The 13,990-nt window shown below is 41.5% G+C and carries 13 protein-coding genes; 8 read left to right on the top strand and 5 right to left on the bottom strand.

Annotated features, from left to right (window positions below):
• Positions 1 to 70 precede the first annotated feature (70 nt).
• From RWP09_RS09415 to RWP09_RS09405, 3 genes are all read right to left on the bottom strand, one after another.
• Positions 71 to 1,060, bottom strand: a complete 990-nt coding sequence (locus RWP09_RS09415) for a PTS sugar transporter subunit IIB (protein ID WP_314437008.1) — start codon at positions 1,058 to 1,060, stop codon at positions 71 to 73.
• A gap of 236 nt (positions 1,061 to 1,296) precedes the next feature.
• Positions 1,297 to 2,316, bottom strand: coding sequence for an alcohol dehydrogenase AdhP (gene adhP, locus RWP09_RS09410; protein ID WP_102210849.1), 1,020 nt, complete (start codon positions 2,314 to 2,316; stop codon positions 1,297 to 1,299).
• 224 nt (positions 2,317 to 2,540) lie between these two features.
• A complete protein-coding gene (locus tag RWP09_RS09405) occupies positions 2,541 to 3,353 on the bottom strand; it encodes a Cof-type HAD-IIB family hydrolase (protein WP_314437005.1) in 813 nt (270 codons plus the stop codon).
• 189 nt (positions 3,354 to 3,542) lie between these two features.
• Between RWP09_RS09405 and RWP09_RS09400 the strand changes: the two genes are divergently transcribed.
• From RWP09_RS09400 to folK, 6 genes are all read left to right on the top strand, one after another.
• Positions 3,543 to 4,961 (top strand): NCS2 family permease, encoded by a 1,419-nt coding sequence (locus RWP09_RS09400; RefSeq protein ID WP_314437003.1) that lies wholly within the window; start codon positions 3,543 to 3,545, stop codon positions 4,959 to 4,961.
• A 57-nt stretch (positions 4,962 to 5,018) separates the two neighbouring features.
• Positions 5,019 to 5,726, top strand: coding sequence for a CPBP family intramembrane glutamic endopeptidase (locus tag RWP09_RS09395; protein ID WP_314437001.1), 708 nt, complete (start codon positions 5,019 to 5,021; stop codon positions 5,724 to 5,726).
• Positions 5,727 to 5,925: 199 nt separating this feature from the next.
• Positions 5,926 to 6,903 carry a dihydropteroate synthase gene (gene folP, locus RWP09_RS09390; protein WP_314436998.1) on the top strand — a complete coding sequence of 326 codons (978 nt, stop codon included), beginning with the start codon at positions 5,926 to 5,928 and terminating at the stop codon, positions 6,901 to 6,903.
• 1 nt (position 6,904) lies between these two features.
• Positions 6,905 to 8,227, top strand: coding sequence for a folylpolyglutamate synthase/dihydrofolate synthase family protein (locus RWP09_RS09385; RefSeq protein ID WP_314436995.1), 1,323 nt, complete (start codon positions 6,905 to 6,907; stop codon positions 8,225 to 8,227).
• Positions 8,208 to 8,762, top strand: coding sequence for a GTP cyclohydrolase I FolE (gene folE / locus RWP09_RS09380; RefSeq protein WP_033707903.1), 555 nt, complete (start codon positions 8,208 to 8,210; stop codon positions 8,760 to 8,762). Before RWP09_RS09385 ends, folE begins: the two co-directional genes overlap by 20 nt.
• A gap of 157 nt (positions 8,763 to 8,919) precedes the next feature.
• Entirely contained in the window at positions 8,920 to 9,732 is an 813-nt protein-coding gene (folK, locus tag RWP09_RS09375; RefSeq protein ID WP_314436993.1) for a 2-amino-4-hydroxy-6-hydroxymethyldihydropteridine diphosphokinase, read from the top strand.
• Between the two features lie 159 nt (positions 9,733 to 9,891).
• On the opposite strand, the gene RWP09_RS09370 is transcribed toward folK, so the two are convergent.
• Positions 9,892 to 10,209: a DUF960 domain-containing protein gene (locus tag RWP09_RS09370; protein WP_000886035.1), complete on the bottom strand. Its 318-nt coding sequence runs from the start codon at positions 10,207 to 10,209 to the stop codon at positions 9,892 to 9,894.
• A gap of 237 nt (positions 10,210 to 10,446) precedes the next feature.
• Here RWP09_RS09370 and ccpA point away from each other — a divergent pair, with 237 nt between their 5' ends.
• Positions 10,447 to 11,457 carry a catabolite control protein A gene (gene ccpA, locus RWP09_RS09365; protein WP_001090628.1) on the top strand — a complete coding sequence of 337 codons (1,011 nt, stop codon included), beginning with the start codon at positions 10,447 to 10,449 and terminating at the stop codon, positions 11,455 to 11,457.
• Between the two features lie 53 nt (positions 11,458 to 11,510).
• On the opposite strand, the gene RWP09_RS09360 is transcribed toward ccpA, so the two are convergent.
• A complete protein-coding gene (locus tag RWP09_RS09360) occupies positions 11,511 to 12,473 on the bottom strand; it encodes an asparaginase (RefSeq protein WP_314436990.1) in 963 nt (320 codons plus the stop codon).
• Between the two features lie 65 nt (positions 12,474 to 12,538).
• On the opposite strand from RWP09_RS09360, the gene RWP09_RS09355 reads away from it, so the two are divergent.
• Positions 12,539 to 13,930 (top strand): Cof-type HAD-IIB family hydrolase, encoded by a 1,392-nt coding sequence (locus RWP09_RS09355; RefSeq protein ID WP_314436988.1) that lies wholly within the window; start codon positions 12,539 to 12,541, stop codon positions 13,928 to 13,930.
• The last annotated feature ends 60 nt before the right edge of the window (positions 13,931 to 13,990 follow it).

Here is a 13,990-nt window from a genome sequence, read left to right as displayed (position 1 = left end):
ATTCCTTTTCTATTTAATTGTAATAAAGTGAAAAAATTTCTTATAATTCTTCGATAGTTATTGATTTCTATTATTGAACGTTGGCTTTGTTAATCAAGTCAAACAAATCTTTTTTGGTGTCGTTTGGTACTTTACGTACGTCAAATTCAACACCGAGGTCACGCATTTTCTCAAATGTAGCAACGTCTTCTTTGTCCATAGACAGAACGTTGTTGATCATTGTTTTACCAGTTGAGTGAGCCATTGATCCTACGTTAAGAGTCTTGATTGGCACGCCACCTTCGATTGCACGAAGGGCATCTTGAGGTGTTTCAAACAAGATAAGGGCATGTGTTTCTCCAAAGCGTGGGTCTTTTGAAACCTGGATCAATTTTTGAATTGGAACCACATTGGCTCTGACATTATTTGGAGCTGCTTGTTTAATCAATTCTTTACGAAGGTCGTCGCTTGCAACGTTATCTGAAGCAACAATGATACGATCTGCTTTTGAATCTGGAGTCCAAGCAGTGGCAACCTGACCGTGAAGTAAACGAGTGTCTAGACGGGCAAGATTGATTTTCAGTTTACCATCACCGATAACAGTTCCTTCTGGGATAGCAGCTTGGGCAACTGGAGCAGCTGCAGCACTTGCAACTTCTTCAACTGGATTTAACTCTTCTGGAAGAGCTTTGATGCCATCTTTGGCTTCTTTGATAATATTCGCAGCGACTTTTTCCACACCTGCTGTAGCGTCCATGAGGCGCTCTGTATAGGATTGGATTAACATCGGTAAGTTAAGTCCTGTGATGATGGCAAACTTACGATCAGGATTTTCTCCCATCACGCGACTAGCTTGGTTGAATGGAGAACCACTCCAAAGGTCAGCCAAAACTAGCACCTCATCTTCTGCGTCAAATGCAGCCACAGCGTTGTTAAATTTAGCATATAGGTCATCTGGACCTTCATTTGGCATAAAGGTTACAACTTGAACCTTTTCTTGTTCACCAAAAATCATAGATCCTGACTGATGAATACCTGCAGCGAATTCGCCGTGGCTCGCAATAATGATTCCGATACTCATTATTGTCATTCCTCCTTATAAAATGTTGTGCCCATTGTTTAAGAAAACTTTAAGACTAGATTAGTATAAACCGTTTTCATAAAAAAATCAACTATTTAACATAAAAAAATAAAAAGGCTTTCTTTTTAAATATTGATATATTGAGTTTTTTAAAAGTAATTTGAATCCCTATTTAAAAATTTAATATAAAAAAGTTGGAAGAAGCATCCAACTTTTTTATATAGGTTCTTATTGAATTAGTTTGTGAAATCGAGTACCATACGTCCTTGGATTTGACCTTTTTCCATTTCGTCGAAAATGGCCACAGCATCTTCTACTGGACGTTTTTGAACAACTGGAACTACTAAACCTTCTGCACCGAATTGGAAGGCTTCTTCCAAGTCTTTACGAGTTCCAACAAGAGAACCGATAACTTGGATTCCATCTAGAACGGTTTTTACGATACTTAGTTCCATCATTTCAGAAGGAAGACCAACAGCGACTACGCGACCACCAGCACGAACGGAGTCAACAGCCTGGTTGAAGGCAACTTTAGACACAGCAGTTACGACAGCTGAATGAGCTCCACCATCTGTTTTTTCTTTGATTAGGCCTGGCACATCTTCGACTTCTAGACCGTTAATAACGATATCGGCACCGACTTCTTTTGCAAGGGCAAGTTTGTCATTGTTGATATCAACCGCGATTACATGAGCATTGAATACTTTTTTAGCGTATTGAACAGCGAGGTTACCAAGTCCACCAGCACCGTAAAGAACAACCCATTGACCTGGTTCAACTTTGGCTTCTTTAATAGCTTTATAGGTTGTTACACCAGCACATGTGATAGAAGAAGCTTGGGCTGGATCAAGTCCGTCAGGAACTTTAACAGCATAGTCCGCTGTTACGATACATTGTTCAGCCATACCACCGTCTACTGAGTAGCCAGCATTTTTTACTGTACGGCAAAGAGTTTCACGGCCAGTTGTACAGTATTCGCAAGTACCACATCCTTCAAAGAACCAAGCAACGCTGACGCGGTCGCCGACTTTAAGACTTTTAACATCAGGAGCGATTTCTTTAACGATACCAACACCTTCATGTCCTAGGACACGTCCTGGTACCTGACCGAAGTCACCATGGGCAACGTGGAGGTCAGTGTGGCAAACACCACAGTATTCAATTTCTACAAGTGCTTCCCCAGTTTCAAGTGGACGGAGTACTTTTTCTTCAACAGCAACACCAGTGCTTTCTGGATTTACAACAACAGCTTTCATAGCTATCCTCCTTGATATTGGCCGAGAACAGGGACAACAGGACTGGATTGATTTTGTTTCAACAGAGTCGAGTGTGACGAGCTCTCTTGTATTTATATGTGAAGTATATCACAAAAGAAAGCCTTTTCCAAGGTTTTGGGGGTAAAAAATAGAACAATCGATTAACTGGTTGATGAGACTGTGAAAAGAACACAAAGACCAGCTCGTAAGCTGGTCAGTATGAACTATAAGAATAAGTCTTGCAGGGTTTTGGCAACCCCATCTTGGTCATTGGTTAGGGAAATTTGCTCATCTGCATAAGGGAGTAGCTCTGGGTTGGCATTTTTCATGGCATAGCCCTTCCCAGCAAAAGCGAGCATTTCGGTATCATTGTGTTCATCTCCAAAGGCAATCAAGTCCTTTTTATCACGGTTCATTACCTTGAGCAAGTAGTCCAAAGCAAAGGCCTTGTTGACACCTTTTGGGGTACACTCAAGGATATTGAGCGGACCTCCCCAGGTATTGATAGACAGTTGATGCTGGTAGAAGGCGTTCATTTCTTTTGCCAAGGCATATTTGTCACGGGCTCTAGTCTGCAAGAGGATACAGTTAGGATCCTTGGTTACCAACTCAGGTTGAAATTGATCTTCAGGCCGGAAAGCTTCTACGCCAAATAGTTTGGGATTGGCAATTTCTTCATTAGGATTTGTAATGTAGAATTTTTTACGGTATTCTCCAGCGATAAAATCTGCTTGAATATCCTCAGAACGTTGAACCATGTCTAAAAGATATTTTTTGTCTACAGTCAAACACTTTTCAAAGTCCCAAACTTGGTCTGGTAAATGAGTAAGGGAGCCGTTGAAGTTAATCATAGGAGTGTTTAGGCCTAGCTCGCGATAGAAATCTTTTGACATGCGGTAAGGGCGACCTGTCGTAATAATAATCTGATGGCCTTTTTCAGCAACTTTTTTAATGGTTTCTTTGGTAAAGTCAGAAATCTGACTGTCTGAGTTGAGCAGGGTTCCATCTAGGTCAACTGCAATAATTTTCTTCGTCATATGAACCTTTCTAGTGTCTTTTCAGATAAGATGTCTACTATTATAACAAAAAGCAGCTAGAAAAGCAGATTCGAAACAAAAAATGAAATTGTATCAAATTCTTAAATAAATTAAACAAATATATTGAAAAAGTGAATGATAAATGATATAATTCTACTATTGTTCGTAAAAATTAAAAGGAGATTGATAATGGACAAATTATTTAAACTAAAAGAGAACGGTACAGACGTTCGTACAGAGGTTCTCGCTGGTTTAACAACTTTCTTTGCAATGAGCTATATTCTCTTTGTAAACCCACAAATTCTTTCGCAAACAGGAATGCCTGCTCAGGGTGTTTTCCTCGCAACGATTATTGGTTCTGTGGTAGGAACCCTTATGATGGCTTTTTATGCTAACTTACCATATGCCCAAGCACCAGGTATGGGACTGAATGCTTTCTTTACCTTTACAGTTGTCTTTGGACTTGGTTATTCTTGGCAAGAAGCTTTGGCTATGGTCTTCATTTGTGGTATTATTTCATTGATTATTACTTTGACAAATGTACGCAAAATGATCATTGAATCCATTCCGAATGCTCTTCGTTCAGCTATTTCAGCAGGTATCGGTGTCTTCCTTGCCTACGTAGGGATTAAGAATGCTGGACTTTTGAAATTTACGATTGATCCAGGTAACTATACTGTTATAGGAGAAGGTGCTGACAAAGCTCAAGCAACGATTGCAGCAAACTCTTCAGCGGTTCCAGGATTGGTTGACTTTAATAACCCAGCTGTTTTGGTAGCTCTTGCAGGACTTGCCATTACTATCTTCTTTGTCATCAAAGGCATTAAGGGAGGGATTATCCTTTCTATCTTAACAACAACAGTTCTTGCAATTGCAGTAGGTTTAGTTAATATTTCTAGCATTGATTTTTCAAATAATCACTTGGGTGCTGCGGTAGAAGATTTGAAGAAAATTTTTGGTGCAGCTCTTGGTTCAGAAGGTTTAGGAGCTTTGATTTCAGATACAGCTCGCTTACCTGAGACTCTTATGGCTATTCTGGCCTTCTCGTTAACAGATATTTTCGATACAATTGGTACTCTAATTGGTACTGGTGAAAAGGTTGGAATCATTGCTTCTAAAGGTGAAAACAAGGAATCAGTTAAATTGGACAAAGCTCTTTATTCTGATTTAATTGCTACAACAATTGGTGCAGTAGCTGGTACTTCAAACGTAACGACTTATGTTGAGTCTGCTGCTGGTATTGGTGCAGGTGGACGTACTGGTTTGACAGCCTTGGTCGTGGCAATCTGTTTTGCGATCTCAAGCTTCTTTAGCCCACTTCTAGCGATTGTACCAACAGCCGCTACAGCTCCAATCTTGATTATCGTTGGGATTATGATGTTGGCTAGCTTGAAAAATATCCATTGGGACGATATGTCTGAAGCGGTTCCTGCTTTCTTCACATCTATCTTTATGGGATTCAGCTACTCTATCACTCAAGGGATTGCAGTTGGTTTCTTGACTTACACTTTGACTAAGCTTGTCAAAGGTCAAGCTAAAGATGTTCATGTCATGATTTGGATTTTGGATGCCTTGTTTATCCTTAACTACATCAGCATGGCACTATAATAGGATGACCCAGGGGGATTTCCCCCTTTTTTTAATACAAAGTCTAGGAGATGAATGATGGAAGAGAAAAGTATGTGGAAAGAATTGTTGAATCGTGCAGGATGGCTTTTGGTTTTCTTGCTAGCGACAATCTTATATCAGATTCCTATAGGGGTTACTGCTATTTTAACTTTAAATGAAGTACCACTGTTACAGTCAGGACTGATAGTCGCTGGTATTTCGATTGTGGTTCTGGTGCTATTTATTTTTGGAGCTCGTAAAACGCAATTAGCAAGTTTTAATTTTTCTTTTTTTAGAGCTAAGGACCTAGCACGATTGGGATTAAGTTATTTAGTCATTATCTGTTCAAATATACTTGGTTCTATCTTGTTACAACTGTCAAATGAGACGACAACAGCTAACCAGTCTCAGATTAACGATATGGTTCAGAATAGTTCTCTGATTTCTAGCTTCTTCTTGCTAGCCTTGCTTGCTCCGATTTGTGAGGAAATCTTGTGTCGTGGGATTGTTCCTAAAAAGATTTTCCGAGGCAAGGAGAACTTGGGATTTGTAGTCGGTACAATTGTGTTTGCTTTATTGCATCAACCAAGTAATTTACCTTCTTTATTGATTTATGGAGTTATGTCGATCGTTCTGTCTTGGACGGCTTACAAGACCCAACGTTTGGAAATGTCTATCTTACTTCACATGATTGTTAATGGAGTTTTTTTCTGTTTGTTGGCTCTTGTGGTGATCATGAGTCGGACATTAGGGATTTCTATTTAATACTCAATGAAAATCAAAGAGCAAACTAGGAAACTAGCCGCAGGCTGTACTTAAGTACGGCAAGGCGACGTTGACGCGGTTTGAATTTGATTTTCGAAGAGTATAAGATTATTGACAATTGCTTGCTTGTTTCTACTGGGAGAAAGATGAATGCAATCGTGTCCATTTTTTTCTTTTTATGGTAAAATAGAGAAATAATATGGTGAAAAGCCTTGAGGGAGTGACCGATATGTCAAGTAAAGTCAATCACGCAAAGACAGCTATTTGCGGAATTATTAATGTAACCCCAGACTCCTTTTCGGACGGTGGTCAATTTTTTGCTCTTGAGCAGGCACTCCAGCAGGCTCGTAAATTGATAGCAGAAGGGGCTAGTATGCTAGATATCGGCGGAGAATCAACTCGGCCGGGAAGAAGTAGCTATGTTGAGATAGAAGAGGAAATCCAGCGTGTTGTTCCAGTGATCAAAGCTATTCGCAAGGAAAGTGATGTTCTCATCTCTATTGATACTTGGAAGAGTCAAGTAGCAGAAGCTGCTTTGGCTGCTGGTGCCAATCTAGTCAATGATATCACTGGTCTAATGGGTGATGAAAAAATGGCTCATGTGGTAGCTGAAGCGAGAGCGCAAGTGGTCATCATGTTTAATCCAGTCATGGCTCGACCTCAGCATCCTAGCTCGCTCATCTTTCCTCATTTTGGTTTTGGACAAGCTTTTACAGAGGAAGAGTTAGCTAACTTTGAAAAATTGCCAATCGAAGAGTTGATGGAGACTTTCTTTGAACGTGCACTAGCGAGAGCAAATCAAGCTGGAATTGCACAAGAAAATATCCTGTTGGATCCAGGAATTGGCTTTGGTCTGACCAAGAAAGAAAATCTGCTTCTTTTGCGGGACCTGGATAAACTACATCAGAAGGGCTATCCAATCTTTCTTGGAGTGTCGCGCAAGCGGTTTGTCATCAATATCCTTGAAGAAAATGGTTTTGAAGTCAATCCTGAGACAGAACTTGGTTTCCGCAATCGAGATACGGCTTCGGCTCATGTAACTAGTATCGCTGCGAGACAGGGTGTAGAAGTGGTGCGCGTGCATGACGTAGCTAGTCACAGGATGGCAGTTGAAATTGCCTCCGCTATTCGTCTGGCTGATGAAGCGGAAAATTTAGATTTAAAACAATATAAATAAGATGAAAGAAATTCAAAACAATCAGTGGATTGCTAACTACCGGACGGACCAACCGCATTTTGGCTTGGAACGCATGGTGGAACTATTAGCTTTGCGTGGCAATCCCCATCTCAAACTCAAGGTCATCCATATCGGAGGGACCAATGGCAAGGGGTCTACCATTACTTTTTTGAAGAATATGCTAGAAAAACTAGGGCTGAGAGTTGGAGTTTTCAGCTCGCCCTATCTCATTCATTACACAGACCAGATTAGCATCAATGGGGAATCCATTCCAGTGTCTAGACTAGAAGCCCTCATGGCAGACTATCAGTCTTTGCTTGAAGGAGAAGTGGCTGCCAATTTGCAGGAGACAACCGAATTTGAGATTATCACAGCCATAGCCTATGACTACTTTGCTTCAGAGCAAGTAGATGTGGCTATCATGGAAGTCGGCATGGGTGGACTTTTAGATAGTACCAATGTCTGCCAGCCTATTCTAACAGGTATCACGACCATTGGATTGGACCATGTAGCCCTACTTGGTGATACCTTGGAAGCCATAGCAGAGCAGAAAGCTGGTATTATCAAACAAGGGATTCCCTTGGTGACAGGTCGTATCGCTCCAGAAGCTTTAGCAGTGATTGACTCTATTTCAGAAGCTAAAAATGCTACAAGAATACGATTTGGGATAGATTATCAGGTTCGTCATCAAAAGAGTGTGGTGACAGGGGAAGTCTTTGATTATACTAGTTCTCTCAGACAAGGTCGCTTCCAGACAGGTTTGCTTGGTTTGCACCAGATAGAGAATGCTGGGATGGCCATAGCTTTACTTGATACTTTTTGTCAAGAAGATGGTCGAGAGCTAGCAAGCAATCATTTGCTTGCTCAAGCTCTGGAAGAAACAAGTTGGCCAGGACGTTTGGAAGTTGTGTCGAGAGACCCCTTGATGATTTTGGATGGGGCCCACAATCCTCATGCCATAAAGGCTTTAGTAGCAACCTTGCAAGAACGCTTTGCGGATTATCATAAGGAAATCCTCTTTACTTGTATCAAAACCAAGGCCTTGGAGGATATGTTGGACTTGCTGGGGACCATGACAGATACCGAGCTTACCCTGACACATTTTGACGATAGTCGGGCGACTGATGAAAGCGTGCTGGAAGAGACAGCCAAATCTAGAAATCTCAGCTACCAAGGTTGGCAGGATTTTCTAGAGCAGAAATTGACAGATAAAAAAGAAGAGAAACAAACAGTTAGGATTGTCACAGGTTCCTTGTATTTCTTGAGCCAAGTGAGAGCCTATCTGATGGAGAGGAAGAATGAAAATGGATACACAAAAGATTGAAACAGCTGTAAAAATGATTATCGAGGCTGTCGGAGAGGACGCTAATCGCGAGGGCTTGCAGGAAACACCTGCTCGTGTCGCTCGTATGTACCAAGAGATTTTTTCAGGTCTTGGTCAAACAGCGGAGGAACATTTGTCAAAATCCTTTGAGATTATCGACGATAACATGGTGGTAGAAAAGGATATCTTTTTCCATACCATGTGTGAGCACCACTTCTTGCCATTTTATGGTAAAGCGCATATTGCCTACATTCCAGATGGTCGTGTGGCAGGTTTGTCTAAGCTAGCCCGTACGGTTGAAGTTTATTCTAAAAAGCCACAAATTCAAGAACGTTTGAATATCGAAGTGGCCGATGCCTTGATGGAGTATCTAGGTGCTAAAGGAGCCTTTGTTGTCATTGAGGCGGAACATATGTGTATGAGCATGCGTGGTGTCAGAAAACCAGGTACTGCAACCTTGACGACAGTAGCTCGTGGTCTATTTGAAACAGATAAGGACCTCCGAGATCAGGCTTATCGTTTAATGGGACTATAATACTCTTCGAAAATCTCTTCAAACCAGGTCAGCTTCCATCTGCGACCTCAAAACAGTGTTTTGAGCAGCCTGCGGCTAGCTTCCTAGTTTGCACTTTGATTTTCATTGAGTATAAAAAGAATCCGCTTGAAGCGGATTTTTCTAGAAAGGAATCATTATGGATCAACTGCAGATTAAGGATTTGGAAATTTTTGCCTATCATGGTCTTTTTCCCAGTGAGAAAGAATTGGGACAGAAGTTTGTCGTTTCAGCTATCCTATCCTATGACATGACCAAGGCAGCTACAGACTTGGATTTAACGGCTTCTGTCCATTATGGAGAACTGTGTCAGCAGTGGACGACTTGGTTTCAGGAAACGAGTGAAGATTTGATTGAAACGGTAGCTTATAAACTGGTGGAACGTACTTTTGAGGCTTATCCTCTTGTCCAAGAAATTCAGCTGGAACTGAAAAAACCTTGGGCGCCAGTGCATTTGCCGCTAGATACTTGCTCGGTAACCATTCATCGCCGTAAGCAACGGGCCTTTATCGCCCTAGGAAGCAATATGGGAGATAAGCAAGCCAATTTGGAACAAGCCATTGAGAAAATGCGAGCTCGAGGTATCCATATTCTCAAAGAGTCCAGTGTCTTGACGACGGAGCCTTGGGGTGGTGTGGAGCAAGATAGCTTTGCTAATCAAGTGGTTGAGGTTGAAACCTGGTTGCCTGCCCCAGTGCTATTAGAGACCTTGTTAGCCATTGAGTCAGAGATGGGAAGGGTGCGAGAAGTGCATTGGGGACCTCGTTTGATTGATTTGGACTTGCTCTTTGTGGAGGACCAGGTCATTTATATAGATGACCTTATCTTGCCTCATCCTTACATAGCGGAACGCCTTTTTGTCCTTGAGTCCTTACAGGAAATTGCACCTCATTTTATCCATCCTACATTAAAGCAACCTATCCGTAACTTGTATAATGCTTTGAAAAAATAGAAAAACTCTAGTTTTCAGTCACTTGCAACTGAAGGCTAGAGTTTTTATACTCTTCGAAAATCTCTTCAAACCACGTCAGCTTCCATCCACAACCTCAAAACAGTGTTTTGAGCAGCCTGCGGCTAGCTTCCTAGTTTGCTCTTTGATTTTCATTGAGTATTAAAATAGGTCATTTTCTTCTGGGAGGAGGATAGTTTCTCTACCGTCCATATCTAAAACCAGTACTCTTGGGGGATAAAGAGGGTCGAAAGGATGGTTAAAGTCAAAATCAATAGCTGTAGGGAGGTGTTGACTTGAAAAATGAAAGGTAATTTTTCCTTGGTTATTGAGTAATTGAAACTCGAGTTCTTCTTCCAATTCAAAGACATTTTTTAAGAAGTGGTCAATAATATACCAAAAAGAGTCAATGACATCATCAGGCAAGCTGGTAACAATGCCAAAACTAGCCGACCGCATGTGGGTATTGGTAAAAGCCATATCTTTGCCTCCTTTCTTTTCCCTTATCATACAGCAAATAGGATTAAAAATCAAGAAAAGGTGATTTTTTCTTTATAAACATAGTTTTCTATGAAATTTTTTTCAAACAATCTTCAAAAAATGCTTGAAAGTGTTTACAAATAGTGATAAAATGGAATAAGTAGAATCATGAAAACGAAATTTTCATACCGTCTCTTTTTTGGAGTCTCGTGAGGTATGATATAGAAAGGAAATGGAATGAATACAGACGATACAGTAACGATTTATGATGTCGCCCGTGAAGCCGGAGTTTCAATGGCGACGGTTAGCCGTGTAGTCAATGGCAATAAGAATGTAAAAGAGAATACCCGTAAAAAAGTGCTTGAGGTAATTGACCGTTTGGATTACCGTCCAAATGCCGTGGCGCGTGGTCTTGCAAGTAAAAAGACAACCACTGTCGGTGTCGTGATTCCAAATATTACCAATGGTTATTTTTCAACGCTTGCTAAAGGGATTGATGATATCGCTGAAATGTACAAGTACAATATCGTCCTTGCCAATAGTGATGAGGATGATGACAAGGAAGTTTCGGTGGTCAATACACTGTTTTCTAAGCAAGTGGATGGTATCATTTTTATGGGTTACCACTTGACTGAAAAAATTCGTTCAGAGTTTTCTCGCTCTAGAACACCAGTTGTTCTTGCAGGGACAGTGGATGTAGAACATCAACTTCCAAGTGTCAATATTGACTACAAACAAGCTACGATTGATGCAGTGACCTACCTTGCTAAAGAAAATGAGCGCATTGCTTTCGTTAGTGGTCCACTAGTGGATGATATCAATGGTAAGGTTCGTTTGGTTGGCTACAAGGAAGCCTTGAAAAAAGCAGGGATTTCTTATAGCGAAGGATTGGTATTTGAGTCTAAATATACTTATGAAGATGGCTATGCCTTGGCAGAACGCTTGATTTCATCAAATGCAACTGCAGCAGTTGTAACAGGTGATGAATTGGCAGCAGGTGTCTTGAACGGTCTTGCTGATAAGGGTGTGTCAGTACCAGAAGAGTTTGAAATCATTACTAGTGATGATTCGCAAGTCTCACGCTTTACCCGTCCAAATTTGACAACTATTGCCCAACCTCTTTATGACCTTGGTGCTATTAGCATGCGTATGTTGACTAAGATTATGCACAAGGAAGAGTTGGAAGAACGTGAAGTTCTCTTACCTCATGGTTTGACAGAACGTCGCTCAACACGAAAACGTAAATAGAAAAAATCAGGGAATCGTGAAGATTTCCTGATTTTGCTTTCTGGAGAAGAGACTTAGCCTTCCATATAGTCTTTCAAAGCCTGTCCTGTTAGTCCGGCATTGAGGGCAATGAGGAGTTTCAAGCGAGCTTTTTGGGCGTTAAGTTCTTTGACAAAGAAAACACCTGCCTTTTGCAACTGCACGCCCCCACCTTGGTAGGCATAAACAGGCTCAGCGATACCGTTAAAGCATCGTGATACCAGAGCGACTGGGATTCCTTTTTGCAGAAGGCTTTCTAATTTTTGAGCCGTTTCTTTGGGAATATTACCAGCACCGAAAGCTTGGATAATCAAACCGTCCAATTGTTCCAAATCCAGCATATCAATCAGCTCATCTGTCATACCAGCATAAGCAGAGATGATAGGGACTAAACCTTGTATGTGATCAAGGTCAAAGCGAACACGGGGTTCAGCTGTTTTGAAGTAGAGTATTTCCTGTTTCATAATCAGACCAAGGGGGCCATGTGTTGGGGTCTGGAAGGTGCTGACGTTGGTCGTATGTGTTTTGGTGACATACTTGGCAGCGTGGATTTCATCGTTCATAACAACCAAAACTCCTTTGTCAGCAGCCTTGTCATCACTAGCCACCCGTAAAGCACTCAGATAATTATAAACACCATCACTGCCGAGTTCATTGGAGCTGCGCATGGCCCCTGTTAGAACGATGGGCATGTGGGGAACTTCCATGGTATCAAGGAAATAGGCTGTTTCCTCTAAAGTATCGGTTCCGTGTGTGATCACAACACCATCGTAGTTATCTGCTTCCTCTTTGATTTTTTGGTAGAGGGCCAGCATATGCTTGGGTTTGATATGAGGGCTTGGCAGGTTAAAAAAATCTAAGGCGTGGACTTGGATTCCTTCGAGGGGATTGGACACATGGTTCATGGGATTATCTGAACTTGTCACAACAGCGCCAGAAGCATCGGTCTGCATGGAAATAGTTCCACCCGTATGTAAAACAAGGATTTTCTTAGGCATGATTTACTCACTCTTTCTGAAATGTGGTATAATCATTGTATCACAAAAGGGGAGATTGGGATAGGATGGAAGTCAAAGCTGTTTTTTTTGATATCGATGGAACCTTGGTCAACGATCGCAAGAGTGTTTTGAAATCCACTAAGGACGCGATTAAGATTGTCAAAGAACAAGGGGTGCTTGTCGGTGTAGCGACAGGACGAGGACCTTTTTTTGTTAAGGAATTGATGGACGATTTGGACCTGGACTTTGCGGTAACCTACAATGGCCAGTATATCTTTAATAAAGACAGAGTCTTGTTCACGAGCCCGATTTCCAAGTTACATTTGCGCCAGCTTATTACGTATGCTAAAAAAGAGGGCAAGGAGATTGCCCTAGGGACCAAGGATGCTATGCTGGGTTCTAAAATCATGTCCTTTGGTTTGGGTTCTTTTTCCCAACGAATCAGTCGCTTCGTTCCCTCTGTTTTAACTCGGACAGTGAGTCATTCCTTTAATCGTATGGTCAGCAAGGTTGTTCCCCAAAAGGAAGAAGACCTACTTGATCTAATGAATCAGCCTATCTACCAAGTCTTGATGCTGATGACGCCAGAAGAATCTGAGAAGGCGGCGGCTGATTTTGAAGACTTGAAATTGACACGTAGCAATCCTTTTGCAGCAGATGTCATCAATCAAGGAAACTCTAAATTGGAAGGCATTCGACGAGTTGGGAAAGAATATGGTTTTGATCTCAACCAAGTCATGGCCTTTGGTGACTCAGATAACGACCTAGAAATGCTGGCGGGTGTCGGTATGTCGGTCGCTATGGGAAATGGTAGTAGCAGTGTCAAGGAAGTTGCCAAGCACATCACCACTAGTAATCAGCAAGACGGAATCCACAAGGCCTTGGAACATTTTGGTGTTCTGGCTTCAGAAAAAGTCTTTGTCAGCCGTGACTATCATTTCAATAAGGTCAAGACCTTCCACCATATGATGGATGAACGAACCCAAGAAGAACCTCGAGCTTGGGATTTGGAAGGTGCAACCCACAGGGCTGGTTTTAAAATAGAAGAATTGGTGGAGTTTGTTCGAGCTGCTAGTATTTCTGAAGAGGATTTTAGTCAAGCTCTATCGCAACTTCATCAAGCTCTTGATAAGGCAGCAGATAAGGTAGCCAAGAAGACGCCTGCTCAGCAAGATTTGGTGGGGCAGGTGGATGCCTTGATTGATACGCTTTACTTTACATACGGTAGTTTTGTCTTGATGGGAGTGGACCCAGAACGTATTTTTGATATTGTTCATCAGGCCAATATGGGGAAAATTTTCCCAGATGGCAAGGCTCATTTTGATCCAGTGACCCATAAAATCTTAAAACCAGATGATTGGGAAGAAAAATATGCTCCAGAACCCGCGATTAAAAAGGAACTGCAGCGCCAGCTCAAGGCTTATGAACGTCATAAAGAGAGAAATAATACTCAATGAAAATCAAAGAGCAAACTAGGAAACTAGCCGCAGGCTGCTCAAAACACTGTTTTGAGGTTG

Source organism: uncultured Streptococcus sp., from assembly GCF_963521255.1.
Classification (GTDB): Bacteria; Bacillota; Bacilli; order Lactobacillales; family Streptococcaceae; genus Streptococcus.
Note: the sequence above shows the minus strand (reverse complement) of the source record. Positions and strands in the feature narration are given on the sequence as shown.

Coding starts and splice junctions, on each gene's coding strand:
- RWP09_RS09415 (WP_314437008.1), bottom strand. CDS start 1,060: ATGAGTATCGGAATCATTATTGCGAGCCACGGCGAATTCGCTGCAGGT.
- adhP (WP_102210849.1), bottom strand. CDS start 2,316: ATGAAAGCTGTTGTTGTAAATCCAGAAAGCACTGGTGTTGCTGTTGAA.
- RWP09_RS09405 (WP_314437005.1), bottom strand. CDS start 3,353: ATGACGAAGAAAATTATTGCAGTTGACCTAGATGGAACCCTGCTCAAC.
- RWP09_RS09400 (WP_314437003.1), top strand. CDS start 3,543: ATGGACAAATTATTTAAACTAAAAGAGAACGGTACAGACGTTCGTACA.
- RWP09_RS09395 (WP_314437001.1), top strand. CDS start 5,019: ATGGAAGAGAAAAGTATGTGGAAAGAATTGTTGAATCGTGCAGGATGG.
- folP (WP_314436998.1), top strand. CDS start 5,926: ATGGTGAAAAGCCTTGAGGGAGTGACCGATATGTCAAGTAAAGTCAAT.
- RWP09_RS09385 (WP_314436995.1), top strand. CDS start 6,905: ATGAAAGAAATTCAAAACAATCAGTGGATTGCTAACTACCGGACGGAC.
- folE (WP_033707903.1), top strand. CDS start 8,208: ATGGATACACAAAAGATTGAAACAGCTGTAAAAATGATTATCGAGGCT.
- folK (WP_314436993.1), top strand. CDS start 8,920: ATGGATCAACTGCAGATTAAGGATTTGGAAATTTTTGCCTATCATGGT.
- RWP09_RS09370 (WP_000886035.1), bottom strand. CDS start 10,209: ATGGCTTTTACCAATACCCACATGCGGTCGGCTAGTTTTGGCATTGTT.
- ccpA (WP_001090628.1), top strand. CDS start 10,447: ATGAATACAGACGATACAGTAACGATTTATGATGTCGCCCGTGAAGCC.
- RWP09_RS09360 (WP_314436990.1), bottom strand. CDS start 12,473: ATGCCTAAGAAAATCCTTGTTTTACATACGGGTGGAACTATTTCCATG.
- RWP09_RS09355 (WP_314436988.1), top strand. CDS start 12,539: ATGGAAGTCAAAGCTGTTTTTTTTGATATCGATGGAACCTTGGTCAAC.